A 17,831-nucleotide genomic window follows, 5' to 3' on the forward strand; every position below is an offset into this window, starting at 1 on the left:
CTTCATGGCAGGTAGTTTGGCAGAGCATGTACCATAGGTCAAGCCTTTTCCTGTCTCTTTGTATGCTTGATCCCATAAGGATAGGAAATGATTGAATACAAAGCGAGAACACCCAATCGTTTTATTGATTAGAATTGCTTGTGCCTGATTTGGATAGATACGAAACTTATAGGCTTTATTCATCATTATTTGATTCACCTCCATTTCGGTATATGACTATTATATACCGAACGTACATTCGGTGGATAGTGAAGTAACACTTTCTGTATGTCGAACAATTAAGATGGTTCCTTGCCATCCCTTGTTCAAAGCCAATTCATCTCCCACCTACTCACTTCGCGTTCCTTGAGGAAGGAGTCTTCTTGGCTAAAATGATAAATATTAGTGAAGACATGGAGTAGAACCAGGGTCGTGATTAAATGCTTATGTAAACAATAAGGGAAGTCCAGGAAGTTAAGAGGATGATTGCAACTAATAATGAAAAGAAATGGTATGAATTTTGGAAGTAAAGATCAGTGTCCTGGGCGTTTATGTCGCTAAAGTTACTTAATTTTGAGAGTGTACAGGCTCGAAGCTTAAGTGAAGCTTGGAATAAAAAGCGTAGGACGGATTATGGATATCTATTTATAAAAAAGAGAGGGATCTTTATAAATTTTTCCATGAATTTATTAAATTCTTTATTTGTATTGTTTTGGAGGTATACATTTATTTTAAAAATATTAATATAAATGGAGTAGAGTCAATTATTAAGAGGTAAATGTAAAAAAGCCCCATAATTTAGTGCAGGGACTTTTTTACACTTTATAAATATTTTAGAAGTCTAGACCATCGATACTTTCAATTCTAAAGATTCGAGTTTCAGCATTATTACGAAAGAAAGCTAAATCTCCTTGTACATTAATAAAGTTGGTAGTTGCAACGGAGCGGCCATTTACAATAACATTATCTACTGGGTAATTAGTAGGAAAACTATTTAATAATGTTCTAATACCGTTTTCCAAAAGGATTCACCTCCTAAATGAGTATAATATATTATATTCAATTATACTTATACCGCAATAGACAATATTACCTATTTTTATTTACCAATAAATAGCTTCTATAGATTTAGAATTAATTGAAATTATCTGTTCTTTATTTTTACAAATTAAAATGTAGTTATCTGTATTTATTGAGATGAAATTAGTAACTGCTATTTCTTTTCCATTAAGAATAATTTTATTTATTGGATAATTAATTGGTAATTTTAATAATATTTCAAGGAAGTTACTTTGATTTTTTTCATTTACAGGAAAAAAATCTGTTTTATTGGTAATACAGTGACAATCGTTTTTAAAATTACATTGAGTGTTACATTGGGTATCATTTGGAGTTCTTTCAGTTCTCCAAAATAGAATAGATGGTTCGAAAAATTTTGGTCTCATAATACACCTCTTTGAATTTAAATATTAAAAATAGGCATTAGAATTTAATATACATATATTCTTTATTTCAAGAAATCGCCAATAAATATATAAAAATGGTTAGCATTGATTTAAAATATATTTATTTGTATATTCGGAGTTATAATATTTCATTGCATTTTTGGAAGGAAAACTTTTTAATTTTGTTTGTTGGGGAGGAAATCTATTCAAAAATTAGAGGGAAGATTTATTCAGTGGGGGTTTTGGTAAAGTTGATTTTTTATTTTCAGCTATGTTTCTAATGGTTTCGAACATGTAATTCTAAATTGTTTTTTGTTTGTAGTGATTGTTGATTCTTTTTTATAGTGTTTTGAATGTATATTTTTATTTTGAAGATATTAGGGAGTTTTGTTTAAATTCAATGTTTTAGGTGATTTTAAAATAAACTAATATTTTTAAATTTACATTGGAACTTAAAATTGAAATCAAACATACAATGCCATGAGTATTTACAACATAGTTTTAGCCAGGGCAATAAGAAAAACCACAGCAATTGCTGTGGTTTTTCTTATTGATGAAATGGAAAGTGAATTTCTATTCAAAAGTTTACTTTCGAATTAGAAGAAGAAAGTTTTTGTCTTATCTAATTTTTTTCTCATACTTAAAAATAAAGTGGAAAACATTTTATATAATAATTGATCAATACTTGGTTGTTTTTTGGTAAATCGATCTGATTAGTATTTAATTTTTGGGGTGATATTGTATGTGCAAGTGTAACTTGCTCGTTATTTTTATCATGCAAGAAGGGCTCTTTCGTATTTTGTATCCAATACATAAATTGCTTCTTTTTAATTCATCAAAAGTTGTTACTTAAGAAGTAAATTTGCAGCAACAGGCCTATCAATTACAATTACATAAATTTGTTTCTAACTATGAAAATTCTCTAGTGCATTCATTAATTTGGTCTGTCCATAAATTCTTAGCAAGACCCCAACTTATAGAGAGTATAGAAGGCTGGTTAATTTGATCATGGATAGCCTTGTTAATAGCATGAAGAAATCCGTCATCTGTATTTGGTGCAAAATACATAGCAATTCGTACACCAGGAGCGACAGTCGCTGCTACCTCAATGTCTAACTGTACTTCACTATCTGCTCTCATCTTTGTTTGATTATGCGCTCCATCCACAAGTACATCAACTAGTTCTGGTTGAGAAACTCCTAGCCAATTAAAGTATTGCACCATTTTACTGGTTTTATATCCGCTACCAAATTCAACGATTGTAATGCATTGATTTTTACAATTTTAGGATGGAAAATTATAAAGTTTCGCTACTTCCGATGGTGTAAATGTTGTTCTTGCAGCTGCACTTATAACTCCATCTTCTTCCAACATACAAATATGTGGAGACACTTGGTGGTAATGGGAATTCTTAAGTTGATGGACATGAGGTGATTTGTATTCTTAACCTGATAGGCATGTTATTAAATGATTTTTGAACCAGAATCAAAAAGACCACCCTAAGGTGATCTTTTTATGTAGGGCGGGAAGACATCGGTCCTCCCTTCGGGTTGCCCCGATGGAAAGGGCGTTTTGTTTCCAAAACTGTTTTTCCTAATTATATAGTATGCAAGAGTTTCAGTTTAGTTCCTAATTATTCAATAAAAAACTAAAAGTTTAATATATAACTTTTGTGTTTTATTTCTGATCAAAGGCAAATATTTCAGTTTCAGCTTCTATTGATGCTACTCCTATAAACAAAGCAGAGAAGTGATGTTTATTTAACTTAAGGAAGAAGGGACTCAAATTGAGTAATCCCTTCTTTTTTATTTAAATTCCACATGAAATTTAGTGTCAATGATTCCAAAAGCAACTTTACATGGGAAAGGATTTTTTTCTGCTGAAGCAGCACGCATACAAGAAAGTACCCAATATTCCAGTTCTAAAGGCAAGCGCAATACTTGAATACTACCATCGGTGTTTTTTACTGTTACGATCGGTGTATTTGCCCTGGTTGTAGCGAAACCATCCGTTTTTATCATTGCTACTGCATCATTAGTATGAAAACCGGCGCTTAAAACTTCGTATATCTTTTCATCTTCCTTATTGATAATCATAGGTATACTTAAATAGGGATAGTAATTTACATTATTATGAATAACAGTTCTTGCTGTATTCTTTCTTATCTGATTCCCTTGCATTTTATACACTCCTTTATAACGATTCAAACGTGATTACTTAAATCTATTCTATTTTACCTCTGTTATGTTAGAAAATTGTAGTGTCATCTTATTATAAAAAGCATCAGTACATATGACAGCACTAATTAGCAGATCAATATCAACCACAGTCATATAACTAGAGAGAAAATAACCATCTTTATAATATGTAATTAATATTTATTTTTCTTTCCATTCACTTCTTATAAGCATGGTTAGTTCAGTCATATTTCGTCCTATATACATAATTTCATCTCTATAATATGTAGTTTGAATGAAGATTAAAATAACTGGCGGAAATTTAAAAAATATAATTAAGAATAGCTTTTAAATGGGGTGGTTATATTATTAATTGTGGAGGTGAGAAAGATGAACAAAAAACAACAAGGTTACAATAAGGCAACTTCTGGCGCTAGCATCCAAAGTACAAATGCTAGCTATGGTACAGAATTCGCAACTGAAACAAATGTACAAGCAGTAAAACAAGCGAATGCAAAAGCAGAAGCACAGAAAGCCCAAGCTTCAGGTGCACAAAGTGCAAATGCTAGCTATGGTACAGAATTTGCAACTGAAACAGATGTACATGCAGTGAAACAAGCGAATGCACAAGCAGAGGCACAGAAAGCCCAAGCTTCAGGTGCACAAAGTGCAAATGCTAGCTATGGTACAGAATTTGCAACTGAAACAGATGTGCATGCAGTGAAACAAGCGAATGCACAAGCAGAGGCACAGAAAGCCCAAGCTTCAGGTGCACAAAGTGCAAATGCTAGCTATGGTACAGAATTTGCAACTGAAACAGATGTACATGCAGTGAAAAAACAAAATGCACAATCAGCTGCAAAAAAATCACAATCTTCTAGCTCTAATCAATAATGAAGGGAAAACACTTCTCTATCTTAAGAGAAGTGTTTTCTCAGGTTGTGAAGAAAGTCTTCTCTACAACCTATTTTTGTGTCTGAACAAATACATAATGTATCACTAGCAACTTTAGATGATGAGTTTGCCACAGTTTTAAAAACTGAAGATTTCTTTTAGAGATACTGAAATTGTGCCTTTAACTGGTTCACATCCTTCAGCAAATATTTCATATGAAATTGAGTGTAAGTTGTTATCATTTTCTAGAGGTTCTGAGCCATTTAGATGTTGTTCTTTTATTTTATTTTTTTAGAGATACAACAGCTATATGGGTATATGGATGTATGACATTATTATAGCCACCAATAAATCCAACCAATAAAAATTTCACGTATCATAATAGTTATGAAGAAATTCTTTCAACAAATGGTTATACAATTCAAAACAAAAAAATGTACATCTTCAGAGGAAATATAGGATTAGAGGTTCCTTTCATATTCTTCATATATTCTGGTAGTAACATTCTTAATGCAATGTCCATTCTGATTTTCCCTGCACGTATCAAAGTATGAATTTCACTGCCATGGAATCCGTCTAAATCTGTACGAAGCCCAGCTAAAAGCATCTCAATATCCTCTTTATCTGTAGAGCGAGGTGGCAATTGATAGCCTGGTAAAGTGATTTGGTCGTTATAGAAAGGATTATTATTCTTATCTATTGAACTACCCCCACTTTCACTTTGTTTAGAAGAGAGGGATTCCTAAGTAAAGAGTTCTATCGAACTCTAATTGATTAGGCTAGCTCCACAGTCCTTGCGGTTAGAAGCCTTACCGCTTCATTCTTTAGATTAATACTTGCGTTAATATCCCTCTCATGGTGTGTGCGACAAGAAGGACAGTCCCATTTACGTAGGTTTAGATTTTTAACGTCTTTGTTTTGATATCCACAACAAGAACATAATTGACTTGAAGCAAATGTTTTCGATACGACAATGACTTGTTTGCCGTACCATTTTGCTTTGTATTCTAACATGGCTCGAAACTGTGATCATGATACCTCACTAATTGCTTTTGCTAACGTATGATTCTTTAACACATATTCGATACTTGCAAATCCTATATACCAATAACATCGTGGCTTTTGATGATTTCAGTCGAGATTTTATTCAAGTAATCTTTTCTAGCATTCGTCATATATTCATGAATTCTAGCTACCTTTACTCGTTGTTTATTCCAGCGAAAAGATCCTTTCATTCTTCTAGAAAGAAAACGCTGTGCTTTCGCCAATTTCTCTTCTAATGATAGAAGAAATTAATAAGGTGCATCAAGCAAACCTATTAGAAATGGAAAAGAGACTAGGTGATCGTATAGATCAAAAGAACAAATTGATAGAAGAGGATATAAAAGAAAGAAATAGATTGATAGAGGAAGATCTGAAAGATCGTAAGGAACGTGAAGAAAGGATAGAAAAAAGGTTAGAGCTAAGAGATGATAATCATATGAAGATGGTCAGAGAGGTTCAAGATGCTAAACGTACTATTGTATCAGCACAGGAAAAAATAGCGGCAAATCCTGGTGGAAGTTTTGGAAATGAGTACATTCATTGCTAAGTGTACTCATTTCTGCGATAAAAGGAAAAATATGCTTGCCCTTTTTATTTATACTAAACTATAATTTCACATACCTTACTATATATAAGATCAGTAAGGCGTTTGATAAGAAAGCTTTTGTAGAAATGGTCTTAAAAAATGGTTCACTTCCAGCGAAAGGGATTGCACCGTTCAATTTTGCGAGGGGAACGGATGAAAAAAACTTCGGGAAAGTGAATGGGAATTTAGCAAAATATGATGTGAATGCAGCGAAGGAAAGCTGGAAAAAAGCCAAACAAGAACTAGGTAAAGGGGAAGTAGTATTGGAATTGTTAACAAGCGATAATGCGTTAGCAAAGAGAAATGCAGAGTATTTAAAGGGTGAACTTGAAAAGAATTTGAACGGACTAACCGTGAATATTAAACCTCAGTCACGTAAACAACAAATCGAATTGTTATTCAATAGCGATTATGACATAGGTGTTGATGTATGGGGTCCTGATATTCCTGATCTTATTACTTTCTTAGATTTATTTACGACAGATAGTACATATAACTTTGATAAGTATTCCAATAAGCAATATGATGAACTAATTCATAAGGTGAAAATCGATTTAGCTGATGAAGAAAAGGCACGTTGGGAAGCAATGAAACAAGCAGAGAAAATATTATTAGAAGATGAAGTAGTAGCGCTGATCTACCAACAAGGAAGGTCATATTTACAACGTTCTTTTGTCAAAGGTATTGTGACCAACGATTTTGGTGGGAAATTTAACTATAAATGGGTTAAAGTTAAAAGGTAGATGGGTAAATTTGAAGTATGATGAAGAAAAGGAATAGGAAAAAAAGGAGTCGATATCCGAATCCTTTTAGTTATAAATAATGTGGAGTTAGAGTATAATTTTATATGGGTATACGGTATTAGATGAACGCTTTATCCTTTAATGGTGATTAATGAGGGATTGTGGGAGGGGCTTACAGCCCTTTTTTTTATGGTATTCCATAAGCTTTCTTTTATAATTAGATGCAGTTTGTATCAAGCAAATTGTTAAATATCGATCTAAGTAATTATAAATTTGAAGCAAAACCCAAAGTACTTTATCATTCTAATCAATGAACATAATGTAGATTAGTAACAGGTTGTTGCTGTTTTTAAGCATAGAATATGATGGATTCTATTATTATTTTAAATTAACTGAAATGTACATTAATAAAAGATATAGCTCTAGTTCCTATTGGTTTGCTATAAATAACTGATGTTAAGTAAGAAAGTTGGTACAAGTTAATAGACGACAATAAATAAGATGACTTTAACGGGTAATTCAAGGGTTAATATCATCTGTTTTATTATATATTTTAATATAAGGAATTAAGAGTGGATTTTCGGATAACTGGTATACCCATTTCAGAGAAACCTATAATACGGTGAGAATCTAATGTTATGTTTTCACTTACTTTTTATGTGAATTAGTTGGCGAGCCACATACCCATCAAGCTAAGAAATTCATTGTTCCTCAAAAAGAAAAAATGAGCTGATTTTTCAAAATAACTAACTGTAGATTGTCTTTTTTCAACAAAGAAAAAGCTTATTAAAAATCGCTATATGATTTCATATATGGGCTTCTTTTTAAACTATTTTTCATGGGAATTTGACGCATTACTGGTAATAATACTTACAAAAACTTATCCTATATAATTTTAGTTACCATAACCCTACTTATCAGCAGCCCATCTATCTAAAAACTTAGAAAAGTCCTTTCAAAAGATCTGAAGGGACTTTTCTTTCACATAATTTATATTTATCAGTGGTGTTTATTTTCTATTTTTAAACACTTCTAATGTTCTAATTTAATAGATAAGACGGCACAACACTCCGTACAAACATCAATAATTAATCTAGAAAATTGATTAAAGAGATTATTTGTACTAATAGATTTTAAATATACTTGAGAATCTAATGAACCTTGTCTAATTTCTCTAGAACCGCAATTACAACATATCTTATTCATTTTCAATGCCTTCTTTCTAAAATTTAGTTCACATAAACTCCGTTAGCCGTAATATAAAAAGAGGGATCATCCCTTCTCATAAAGAATGATCATTCTCCTTATTTATCCAATCATGTCGTAGGAAAATTTTTCTCCTCTAATATTTCAAATTTAATCTCTCCATTTTCATAATATATCCGCTTTATAATCGGTATAGTTTCCATTTCATTTTCTTTGTCACTTGTATAATAATTTTTTGTTTCTATGTGAACCATATTCATCAGACATACCCTCCTTTTTTATCCCTAACAAAAAAACAAAGAACACATTTTTCTCACAGTTGTATATGTATTCTCATATTTTTCTTTTATTCTTCTTATTTTATGGGGTTTAGTTCAGTTGGATTTCCGATTCCGTAAAAAATAAATTACCAAAAAGAGAGCTAAATGGCTCTTTTTTTGTGCTTTATTTTGGAAAAGATTTCTTTTATGATGAAATCAAATTGCAGAATGTGTTTATTGTTGTCATTTTTTCAGAGTATAAAATACTTTTTTAGGGTGTCGATTAAGCGAATATATATAAGATGAAGTCATTATTAATATCGTTTTGTCAGAGAAAAATGAGTTTGAATCACATGAGATTGTGCACGAATCGGTATTCGATCTGAATTTAATTGGTCCGACAATTCTACCAATTCCTCCTTTTACATTTCCGACGGAATCGACTGGGGCAACGGGACCAACCGGACCAACCGGGTCAATATCTACCAATCGAATTTACGTAAGAAATCCAAATAGTAACAACGTTTCCGTGATTGATAGGATAACAAATAGCGTGATTAAGACTATTCCGGTGGGGAACGCTCCAGTTGGAGTAGGAGTCAATCCCTAAAGCGAATATAAAACACTAACAGTGATAATTAAAGGTACTTTTGCATCCGGAAACTATGTAAATATTATGAGAAAAGACTCTACCCCTTAGGAGATTCTTTTTCGTTGTTAGAGAAATCTTTTAATCAGGTATGACTCACAACATTAGCTATGCAGCTAGATAGCATGCTTGCAATATTTCAAAATATTAGCTTGGTGGTCCATGGATTGTACCAAAAATTAAGCTAATATCTCATGTAAAAAATTACATTTAGCATTTTTTAAGAACAACATAAATAAAAATAAACTAAAATGAGGTGATTTTATGGGAGAGAAAAATCTACATTTAGGTTGTGGCCGGACCATTCTCGAAAACTGGATAAACCTTGATGTAGTAAAACAAGATGGAGTAGATGTTGTCGCTAATTTAGATAATTGTAAAAATAAGCGTTTACCCTTTGAAAATGATAGTATTGATCAATTTTTAGCTGAACATTTATTAGAACACATACAATATCCTTTATTTTTAATGGAAGAGTTATATCGCATTGCTAAACCAAAGGCAAAAGCAGTTTTAGTTTTTAAAGTGCCTTATGGATCAAGTGATAGTGCTTTTGAAGATCTAACGCATGTAAGACAATATTTTTTACATTCTTTTGATTATTTTTACTAACCTTGTTATTGGCGTGCAGATTATGGGTATTGAGGTGATTGGTTAATTGAAAAAATTATAATCATTGTAGATGCAAACCAATATCAAGGGAAAACTAGGGTAGAGATATTAGATGATATGAATAAGTACCGGAATATTGTTCTTGAAATGATAGTTGAACTACGAGCTATAAAACCAATTCGAGAACCACAACGCGAACTACTTAGAGCCCCATCTATTGAGATTCGTTTAAGTACTACGTTTTAGGTGGAAAATCTAAATTCAAATAAAATAAAGATATCTATAACAGAGGTGCTCAGATGATTACAATTAGTTTATGTATGATTGTAAAAAATGAAGTTGAAACACTTAATAGATGTTTAGAATCAGTAAAAGACATTCCTGATGAGATAATCATTGTAGATACAGGCTCAACAGATCAAACGAAACAAATAGCTAGTAAATGGACGAAACAAATTTTAGATTTTAAATGGATAGATGATTTCTCAGCAGCTCGAAATTATTCTTTCCATCAAGCTTCAATGGATTACATTTTATGGTTAGACGCTGATGATATACTTTTACCAGAAGAACGTAAAAAGCTACTTAATTTAAAACAATCACTCACTCAAAAAATTGATGCGGTTTCCATGATTTATCACGCAGAAATTGATAAATTCAATAATGTTTTAACCAGCATTCGCCGCAATAGATTAGTTAAAAGAAGTAAAAATTTTCAATGGCACGGCGTTGTTCATGAAGATCTAAGTATTCATGAACAGTATAATTCTCTCGAAAGTGACATTATAGTCACCCATAAAAAAATTTATGCCGATAATGAATCAGATCGAAATCTCAAACTATATGAACAATTTTTGAAAAAAAATAAAGGTAAGATGACAGTTCACGATATATTTCATTATGCTAGAGAATTACATAAACATAAAAAATATAAACAAGCCATTGAATTTTATAACAAGTTCTTAGGTTGCGAAGATATCCAATTAAAACACAGGCTTTTTGTTATGCATAAATTAGCTAGTTGTTATCATCTAATCGGAAATTTTAAAAAAGAAATAGAAATCACATTTCAGTCTTTAGAATACGATGTTCCTCAACCGGAATTTAGCTGTCGCTTAGGTGAGTTCTTTCTTAAGAATAATCAGTTTTCTCAAGCTGCCTATTGGTATAATCAAGCTATAGAAGCACCTTCAGCAAATTCTGCTCATTTCATTGAACAACAACCCTTTAAAACTTGGTTACCGCATAAACAATTAGCGTTTTGCTACTTACAGCTAAAAGACTATAAACAGACTTATCATCATAATCAAATGGTTCTTCGTTTCTTACCAACTGATGAGGAAACCCTTAATAATATTAAAGTAATTGAGGAGATAATGATAACTGATTAACAATTATAGGATGTTTATTTATCTGTAAAGTGAAATTTTTTCGGAGGATTTAAACATCCTATAGACTTAATAGTTTTCATGTTCATAAAGATTTGAAATCCCTTTAAAGATATTTTTGATAATTTATACCCCATTAGAAATGTTTTGAATAAAATCAAATAGTTACAGTTCTATGCTTCTAGCTTCGTTTTTATATTATCCAGCATGTTCTTCTTCAGATACAAAACCACTGTTTCCTCTTCTCTCTTCATTTCTGGCTGTTTATGCAGCTCATTCAAGAATTATTACTCCGCATCTTCTACGATATTTTAATAATATTTTTTGTTTTCTCTATAAACTAATCGTTTGAATTGATTCGACAGTATACAGTACATGTGAATAATGCTAGGTGCCCCTCTAATATTATTTTGTTGTATGGAGCCAGACCCTCAGAATGAGTCTATGTGTATGTAAAGTAACAATATATTCTCATACAATAAAATAAGCGTAGGGGGCAATGAATTGGATGATACACATATTAATGATTTACATAAATACAGAAATAGGGAATATCTATGACATATCCAATTAGAGTAAGAACAAGAGCATTAATCATTAAAAATAGCAATTTACTATTAGTTGAATTTAATGATGAGAATGGATTACATTATAACTTGCCAGATGGAGACGTTGAGAAAGGAGAGAGTTTGATCGAAGCAGTTAGAAGAGAAGAATTAGAAGAAGCTTCTGTTTTAATTAATGTGGGACAAGTGGCATTTTTATATGAATATGGACCCTTTAAAAATAAAGAGAAATATGGGACAGTTCATTCGCTAACAACGATTTTTGAATATGAGTTAAAAGAAGGAGAAACACATTGTCTTTCGGATAATCCAGATGAAAATCAAACAGGTGTTAAATGGATGCCGTTAGATGAATTGTAAAACATCCTTCTATATCCTAATCTTTGTAGCGAAATTCAAACATACATAAATAATAAACGAAACATTGAACTTATGGAGGAACAACAATTAGATGGATATTAATAAAGTTTTTGGAGAAAAAATAAAAGCTTAAAATAGTATCTTTAAATTAAAAGCTCTATTCTATTAGAGTTGATGATATGTTTTTATTTACAATATTATATAACTCTTATTTGTCTGGAAAATTGATTTTTTCTGTGGATACTATAATATTTTAGCTTAATAGCGATGTGGCTCTACCTCGTTGTACACAATACAAGTATTTCTTGCACAAGAATCTAAGACACTAAAACAAAAGTTTTTTCATTTATTTACAAAAAATTCAGTTAATGGTTTTTTATTCCTATAAATGTATATATCTTTTAGATTTTATCCCTTATATGCATTTATAATAGTTTTGTTTGCATATTTATTATTTTTTAGACTATTGAAACTTTAAAAACTTTTCGATAAAATCGTTTGCCTCTTCTGTATAAGAAATATATACTTTGAGGTGTAAGGGTGAATACCTTATAAAAATTTAAAGGAGGTTTTTTTATGAAAAAAATGAAAAAGTTAGTGAACCTTGCTTTAGCTGGAACTATCGGTTTAGGAGGATTGGGAGCTTTCGCACCAACAGATGCAAGTGCAGCTGAGGTCTCTCCTGCTAAAACTAATATTCCTACTAACTTATCTACTGAATTACCTACTAATTTTGTAGAGTCTAAGTTACCAAATGCAGCGAAAGCTAGTGCGAATTTAGATGTAAGTATAGATGTATTAGGTATCGCTAATTTGATTAGGAATGCTATTAATAGTCAAACTAATCGTTCAGGATTTGTAAAAGGCGTAATGGAATCAACATTTTATTCTGCAGGTCAACGTTATAATGTTATGGTTTTTAACTTAAACCAAAACTATGAGGATCGTTTTAACGGTGTTAAATTCTTCGGAACAACAGTATATGATGGAATCACTTTTGGAATCTGGGTATTTGAGGATGGGGAATTCACGAATAAAGGTGATGGCGGATGGATTAACTGGGCATTTAGAGGTTGGTTTGATCGTGATGGTGGCCATGTTAAATTTTATCGCCCATAAAAATAAACCACAAAATCAGCCAATTTTGCGGTTTATTAAATAAAAAGTATTATCTAAGGCTAGGAGATCATATTCTAAAATCAACTCCTAGTAAAAACAGTATAGATGATATTTATTAAAAAGAAAAGCACTCTCGGGAGTGTTTTTCTTTTTTTATTTAAAAATTAGGATTTTTAGGAATGGAAACAACAAACCCTTTACCTTCTTTGTTAACATAATATTTCGGAAATAAACAATAAGATTGTTAGTATTTTTATCATTTTAGTTAAGAAGACTCATTCCTCAAGGAGTGTGAAGGGTCACAGGCCAGTGAGTAGGCGGGAGGCGTTCAATTGTATATAAACCCTTTTATGTTCAATTAATATTAGAGCATATAAAAAGACACTATGTATACATAGTGTCTTTTTATATGTTGACTTATTCTGAAAGAAAATGTAGTGATTAATCATAATTTGTTGGATACTTCTTGGTTAATAATATTATAACATTATCATAGAAGAATTTAAATGCATTTATTCATATATATAATTTCGTTATATTTCCAAAAATTCCAGTTTATTTATTTTTATATCTATAATATAATTTAACTGCTAAATTGTAAAAAGGAGTTCTAATAGATATGGAGATGAGAAACTTACAAAAACTAATTGAAGACAAGAAAGTAGAATTAATTAAACTTGTAGATAAATATGGATTTAGACATCAGCAGGTGCTAGATTTAAGTCAAGATATAGATGTGTTAATAAATCAGATTATTTATATAAAACATAAAAATAAGTAGAACTCTGCATTTTAATGAGGATTACTTTGGGATATTTTAAATTGCTTAAAAGTAGTACAAATGCTGAATAGAAATTTTTGAAGCTTTTTAGATAAAGGGAGGTTTTATAAATAAATAGACGGTCGTTATTTGATAAATAAAGAAGTTTGTGGAAATGAATGGCTTATATGAAAATATTTTTACGTGATTACATATAAAAGAGCAGCTAGCAAAAACTAACTACTCAATACAAGGAGATACAGAGAAACCCACATTTAAATGAGTTTCGATATATAGCCTACATACAGTGTTAACGTAATATTTATTTTAAATTCAATTTATTTAAAGTAAACATACCAACAGATAAAATGGCTGCGCCTACTGCAGAACCTAACCAGTCTCTCCAGCTTAATGTACTTAAAGGTGTATCTTTTAAATCCATAATTAAGAAGATAACAAACATTAGTACACCGAATGCTAAGCATCCCCAAAAAGTTTCTAGAGATTTAATATTCTTCTTTCGAAATCTGCTCATCTAAATCACCTCTATTAATCCTTAATAATTTTATAAATAAATTATTGAATGTATAAAAATTGAAGTTATAAAATATGCAATACATCATATTAAAACTCATTGAACTCCCCCCACTTTTACTTCGTTTAGAAGTAAAAGTGGGGGAAGTTCAAAGTGAATTCTCGGTTAATTTTTCTCTCTCAAAAGTAAATAAAAGGATAGAATATACAGTAGAGGACGTTCAAAGTTATTAGAAAAGCTATTTACATAATCAATATGATGATGAACTAGCATACAAAAAATATATAAATAATTATTATCAATTTCATTTATATATTAAAAAAATGAATGTCTATTCGAAAAGACTGTCCATAAAAACTTGCATTATAACAAGTTTTTAGCACAGTTTTTTTATTTTATGCCTTTCATTAAAACTTGAATCTTTGGGGCCATAAAATATAAAATTACACTTAAAATGATTGAAAGGCCACCAATTACACCGAAATAAATAATTTCTGTTTCAGGATTATATAATCGAACTATTTGAGCATTTATAGCTTGTGCAGCTGCACTAGTTAAGAACCACAGACTCATTGTTTGAGCAGAGAAGGCAGCTGGTGCTAATTTGGTTGTAATTGATAAACCTACAGGCGATAAACAAAGTTCCCCGATTACTACTAACAGAAAGCTAATCGCTAACCACATAGGGCTTACAAGGGATTCTGTACCATGTATATATGCAGGGATAATCATAACTAAGAAGGATAAACCAGCAAATAATAAACCAATAGCAAATTTATTAGCCGTACTTGGTTGACGTGAATTAAGCTTCACCCATAACCAAGCAAATACTGGTGCTAACAAAACAATATAAATAGGGTTTAATGATTGAAACCATGAAGACTGAAGTTCAATCCCGGCCAACTTTAATTGAGTACGCTGATCAGCATATGAAGCTAAAATGATAGCTCCTTGTTCTTGAATGGCCCAAAACATTGTAGCAGCGATAAATAATGGTATGTAAGCAATTAAACGAGACTTTTCAATTTTTGTAGTTTTTGGACTACGATACATAAAAATAAAGTAACCAGTTGGAATGAGAATACCTAATATACTTACTAATAAAGTGAATCGATTAATAGTTAAAATACCTGTTGGTATCGTTAAAATACAAAATAGTACTATAGCTATTGTACCAATACTAAACTGTATAATAACTTTTTTTCTTTCGATGTCTGTTAAAGGATTTGGTACTTGTGTTCCCGCTAAACCAAGATTTTTCTTTTTTGTAAGAACGAAAATAATTAAGCCTAATAGCATACCAATTGCAGCGACACCAAAACCTAGGTGGAAGTTATACTTTTGACCAAGTGTTCCTATAACAAAAGGAGATAAAAGCGCACCTAAATTAATACCCATATAGAAAATACTGAAACCTGAGTCACGTCGAGTATCTGTTTCACTATATAAATCACCAACAATGCTAGATACATTAGGTTTTAATAAACCTGTACCAAGTACTAAAAACACCATAGATATGAATAAAGTACTTATAGTTCCTGGTAGTGCTAATATCAGGTGACCTATCATAATTAAAACTCCACCCCAAAAAATTGTTCTACTTGAACCTAGTAGACGATCTGCAATCCAGCCACCAATAATGCCAGACATGTAAACGAGCGATCCATAGATGGCCATAATTGACGCTGCGGTCGCATGATCCATCCCTAAACCACCTTGTGAGATTAAATAATACATATAGTAAAGTAATATTGCTCTCATCCCATAGTAAGAGAATCGCTCCCAAAACTCTGTAAAGAATAGGGTAAACAGTCCCTTAGGGTGTCCGAAAAAACCGCTTTGCGGAACAGTACGAATAATATCGCTTTTACTAATCTTCTCCATACAAATACACTCCTTATATATAAATATAATAATACTAACCTAGTATAAATCAATAATCAGAAAATTAAAATAAATATTTACTTAGTTAATTATTAGAATTTTTTAAAAAATAATTTTATTGTTGATTTTAATGGGTATTTTAATTATATTTTTAAATGTAGATATACTGATTGAAGATGATGATAGTGTATAAATATTAATATAAACTGTAGGAGGATTTATATATTGTTAAAAAAAGAAGTTTCTATAGAAGATATTTATCAGGAAATATTAGATGGAAAAAGAATTAGATTTCCTCCAAATACATGGAAAGAAGATATAGATAATAAAATGGCGCGGAGGGTATTAACATATTTGCTTAACAGTATTTTAAAATGGAATAAGGAAGACATAAGAAAAAAGTGGAACACAAAATTACTTGTAAAGTATAGGCTACGAGGATTACTCAAACATAGGTATGAAAATAGCCCTTTTAAAGCAATTAATGATTTGTATCCAAATCAGTTCAAAGAATGGGAATTTGGTATGACTCCTTTAAATTTTTGGACTAAAGAAAAAGCATTAACAATTTTGAAATGGATTATTGAGGAAAAAGAGGATCTATCACAAGAAAAGCTCTTAGGATTATACGGAAAAAAATGGTTGAAAAAAATAAGCTTAGTGCACCTCTGGCTATGTATTGGAATAGTAGCCCGTATGCAATGATTAATGATCTTTATCCAGGCCGTTTTAAAGAATGGGAATTTGGCATGACCCCTAATAACTTCTGGACTAAAGAAAAAGCATTAGAAGCATTGAAATGGACTATTGAAGAAAAAGAGAGATTAACCCCTAAACAATTGCTTGATATATACAATATAAAATGGTTAAAGACCCATGGATTAGCATCAGCATGTCAAATAATTTGGGGGAATAGTCCGTTTAGAATGATTAATGATTTATATATAGACCGTTTTAAAGAATGGGAATTTAGAGTTACTCCTGTTGGATATTGGTCTAAACATAAAGCATTAGAGGCATTAAGGTGGACTATTGAAGAGAAAGAAAAATTGGATGAAAAACAGCTATTAAAAGTATTTAATCAAAAATGGCTAATAAAACAAAAATTATGGACTCCGTTAAAATGCTATTGGAAAGGAAGTCCATATGAAATGCTTATTGCTCTATATCCAAATCGTTTCTCAAAAAATATGTTAAAAGGATATATTTAAAAGTAAAGATTAAATTAATAATTATTGAGAAAGTTTATGATATAACATGCAGTTATTAATTTGGAGGAAGACACCTTAAAGGTGTCTTTTTTTATCATTTTAGCCAAGAAGACTCCTTCCTCAAGAAGCGTGAAGGGGCACAGCCCAGTGAGTAGGTGGGAGATGAATTGGCTTCGAACAAGGGATGGAAGGAAGCCATCTTAATTGTTCGACATACAGAAAGTGTTACTCGACTACCTATCGAATGTACGTTTGGTGTATAATAGTCATGTACCGAAATGGAGGTGAATCAAATAATGATTAATAAAGCCTATAAGTTTCGTATCTATCCAAATCAGGCACAAGCAATTCTAATCAACAAAACGATTGGATGTTCTCGCTTTGTATTCAATTATTTCCTATCCTTATGGGAT

The 17,831-nt window shown here is 31.1% G+C and carries 16 protein-coding genes and 7 pseudogenes; 13 read left to right on the plus strand and 10 right to left on the minus strand.

The window, feature by feature from the left end:
* The coding region (locus MR143_RS31685) for a helix-turn-helix domain-containing protein (protein ID WP_228161274.1) at positions 1–186 on the minus strand (186 nt) is incomplete at its 3' end.
* A 248-nt stretch (positions 187–434) separates the two neighbouring features.
* Between MR143_RS31685 and MR143_RS33635 the strand changes: the two genes are divergently transcribed.
* Entirely contained in the window at positions 435–509 is a 75-nt protein-coding gene (locus MR143_RS33635) for a DUF3967 domain-containing protein (RefSeq protein WP_374221671.1), read from the plus strand.
* Between the two features lie 303 nt (positions 510–812).
* Here the strand turns inward: MR143_RS33635 and MR143_RS31695 are convergent, their stop codons facing one another.
* The 5 genes and pseudogenes from MR143_RS31695 to MR143_RS33105 form a co-directional block, all read right to left on the minus strand.
* On the minus strand, positions 813–1,001 hold the full coding sequence (locus tag MR143_RS31695) for a hypothetical protein (protein WP_000427351.1): 189 nt from the start codon (positions 999–1,001) through the stop codon (positions 813–815).
* Between the two features lie 81 nt (positions 1,002–1,082).
* Positions 1,083–1,424: a hypothetical protein gene (locus MR143_RS31700; RefSeq protein ID WP_001247531.1), complete on the minus strand. Its 342-nt coding sequence runs from the start codon at positions 1,422–1,424 to the stop codon at positions 1,083–1,085.
* Positions 1,425–2,333: 909 nt separating this feature from the next.
* Positions 2,334–2,648 carry a hypothetical protein gene (locus MR143_RS31705; RefSeq protein WP_000250992.1) on the minus strand — a complete coding sequence of 105 codons (315 nt, stop codon included), beginning with the start codon at positions 2,646–2,648 and terminating at the stop codon, positions 2,334–2,336.
* 581 nt (positions 2,649–3,229) lie between these two features.
* Entirely contained in the window at positions 3,230–3,604 is a 375-nt protein-coding gene (locus MR143_RS31710) for a hypothetical protein (RefSeq protein ID WP_242281269.1), read from the minus strand.
* A 48-nt stretch (positions 3,605–3,652) separates the two neighbouring features.
* Positions 3,653–3,802, minus strand: a pseudogene (locus MR143_RS33105) (YolD-like family protein); the annotation flags it as partial.
* A gap of 189 nt (positions 3,803–3,991) precedes the next feature.
* On the opposite strand from MR143_RS33105, the pseudogene MR143_RS31720 reads away from it, so the two are divergent.
* Positions 3,992–4,264 (plus strand): annotated as a pseudogene (locus MR143_RS31720) (gamma-type small acid-soluble spore protein); the annotation flags it as partial.
* Positions 4,265–4,495, plus strand: a pseudogene (locus MR143_RS31725) (gamma-type small acid-soluble spore protein); the annotation flags it as partial.
* Between the two features lie 774 nt (positions 4,496–5,269).
* Here the strand turns inward: MR143_RS31725 and MR143_RS31730 are convergent.
* Positions 5,270–5,787 (minus strand): annotated as a pseudogene (locus MR143_RS31730) (RNA-guided endonuclease TnpB family protein); the annotation flags it as partial.
* Here MR143_RS31730 and MR143_RS31735 point away from each other — a divergent pair.
* Both MR143_RS31735 and MR143_RS31740 read left to right on the plus strand, forming a co-directional pair.
* Positions 5,775–6,070, plus strand: a pseudogene (locus MR143_RS31735) (DUF3967 domain-containing protein); the annotation flags it as partial. The pseudogenes MR143_RS31730 and MR143_RS31735 sit on opposite strands and share 13 nt — an antisense overlap.
* Before the next feature lie 105 nt (positions 6,071–6,175).
* A pseudogene (locus MR143_RS31740) lies at positions 6,176–6,868 on the plus strand (ABC transporter substrate-binding protein); the annotation flags it as partial.
* Positions 6,869–8,184: 1,316 nt separating this feature from the next.
* On the opposite strand, the gene MR143_RS31745 reads toward MR143_RS31740, so the two are convergent.
* A complete protein-coding gene (locus MR143_RS31745; RefSeq protein ID WP_242281272.1) occupies positions 8,185–8,334 on the minus strand; it encodes a hypothetical protein in 150 nt (49 codons plus the stop codon).
* A 361-nt stretch (positions 8,335–8,695) separates the two neighbouring features.
* Here MR143_RS31745 and MR143_RS31750 point away from each other — a divergent pair, with 361 nt between their 5' ends.
* The 6 genes from MR143_RS31750 (at position 8,696) to MR143_RS31775 (ending at position 13,809) form a co-directional block, all read left to right on the plus strand.
* Positions 8,696–8,944 (plus strand): exosporium leader peptide-containing protein, encoded by a 249-nt coding sequence (locus MR143_RS31750; protein WP_308218779.1) that lies wholly within the window; start codon positions 8,696–8,698, stop codon positions 8,942–8,944.
* Positions 8,945–9,247: 303 nt separating this feature from the next.
* Positions 9,248–9,595, plus strand: a complete 348-nt coding sequence (locus MR143_RS31755) for a class I SAM-dependent methyltransferase (RefSeq protein ID WP_000504183.1) — start codon at positions 9,248–9,250, stop codon at positions 9,593–9,595.
* A gap of 299 nt (positions 9,596–9,894) precedes the next feature.
* Entirely contained in the window at positions 9,895–10,986 is a 1,092-nt protein-coding gene (locus MR143_RS31760; RefSeq protein ID WP_000628713.1) for a tetratricopeptide repeat-containing glycosyltransferase family 2 protein, read from the plus strand.
* 554 nt (positions 10,987–11,540) lie between these two features.
* Positions 11,541–11,909 (plus strand): NUDIX domain-containing protein, encoded by a 369-nt coding sequence (locus MR143_RS31765; RefSeq protein WP_000221985.1) that lies wholly within the window; start codon positions 11,541–11,543, stop codon positions 11,907–11,909.
* A gap of 621 nt (positions 11,910–12,530) precedes the next feature.
* The gene (locus tag MR143_RS31770; protein ID WP_372584636.1) at positions 12,531–13,028 is read left to right on the plus strand and encodes a stress protein; all 498 of its coding nucleotides are present in this window, start codon (positions 12,531–12,533) and stop codon (positions 13,026–13,028) included.
* A 619-nt stretch (positions 13,029–13,647) separates the two neighbouring features.
* Positions 13,648–13,809: an aspartyl-phosphate phosphatase Spo0E family protein gene (locus tag MR143_RS31775; protein WP_000425960.1), complete on the plus strand. Its 162-nt coding sequence runs from the start codon at positions 13,648–13,650 to the stop codon at positions 13,807–13,809.
* Between the two features lie 301 nt (positions 13,810–14,110).
* On the opposite strand, the gene MR143_RS31780 is transcribed toward MR143_RS31775, so the two are convergent.
* Positions 14,111–14,323, minus strand: coding sequence for a hypothetical protein (locus tag MR143_RS31780; RefSeq protein WP_000086093.1), 213 nt, complete (start codon positions 14,321–14,323; stop codon positions 14,111–14,113).
* 390 nt (positions 14,324–14,713) lie between these two features.
* Complete coding sequence (locus MR143_RS31790; protein WP_242281270.1) at positions 14,714–16,207, minus strand: peptide MFS transporter; 1,494 nt, start codon at positions 16,205–16,207, stop codon at positions 14,714–14,716.
* A 225-nt stretch (positions 16,208–16,432) separates the two neighbouring features.
* On the opposite strand from MR143_RS31790, the pseudogene MR143_RS31795 reads away from it, so the two are divergent.
* Together MR143_RS31795 and MR143_RS31800 are read left to right on the plus strand one after the other, a co-directional pair.
* Positions 16,433–17,418 (plus strand): annotated as a pseudogene (locus tag MR143_RS31795) (DUF4046 domain-containing protein).
* Positions 17,419–17,714: 296 nt separating this feature from the next.
* Positions 17,715–17,831: helix-turn-helix domain-containing protein (locus MR143_RS31800; RefSeq protein WP_242281271.1), on the plus strand; the 117-nt coding region annotated here is incomplete at its 3' end.

This window comes from Bacillus cereus group sp. BfR-BA-01347 (assembly GCF_022663835.1).
Classification (GTDB): Bacteria; Bacillota; Bacilli; order Bacillales; family Bacillaceae_G; genus Bacillus_A; species Bacillus_A thuringiensis_K.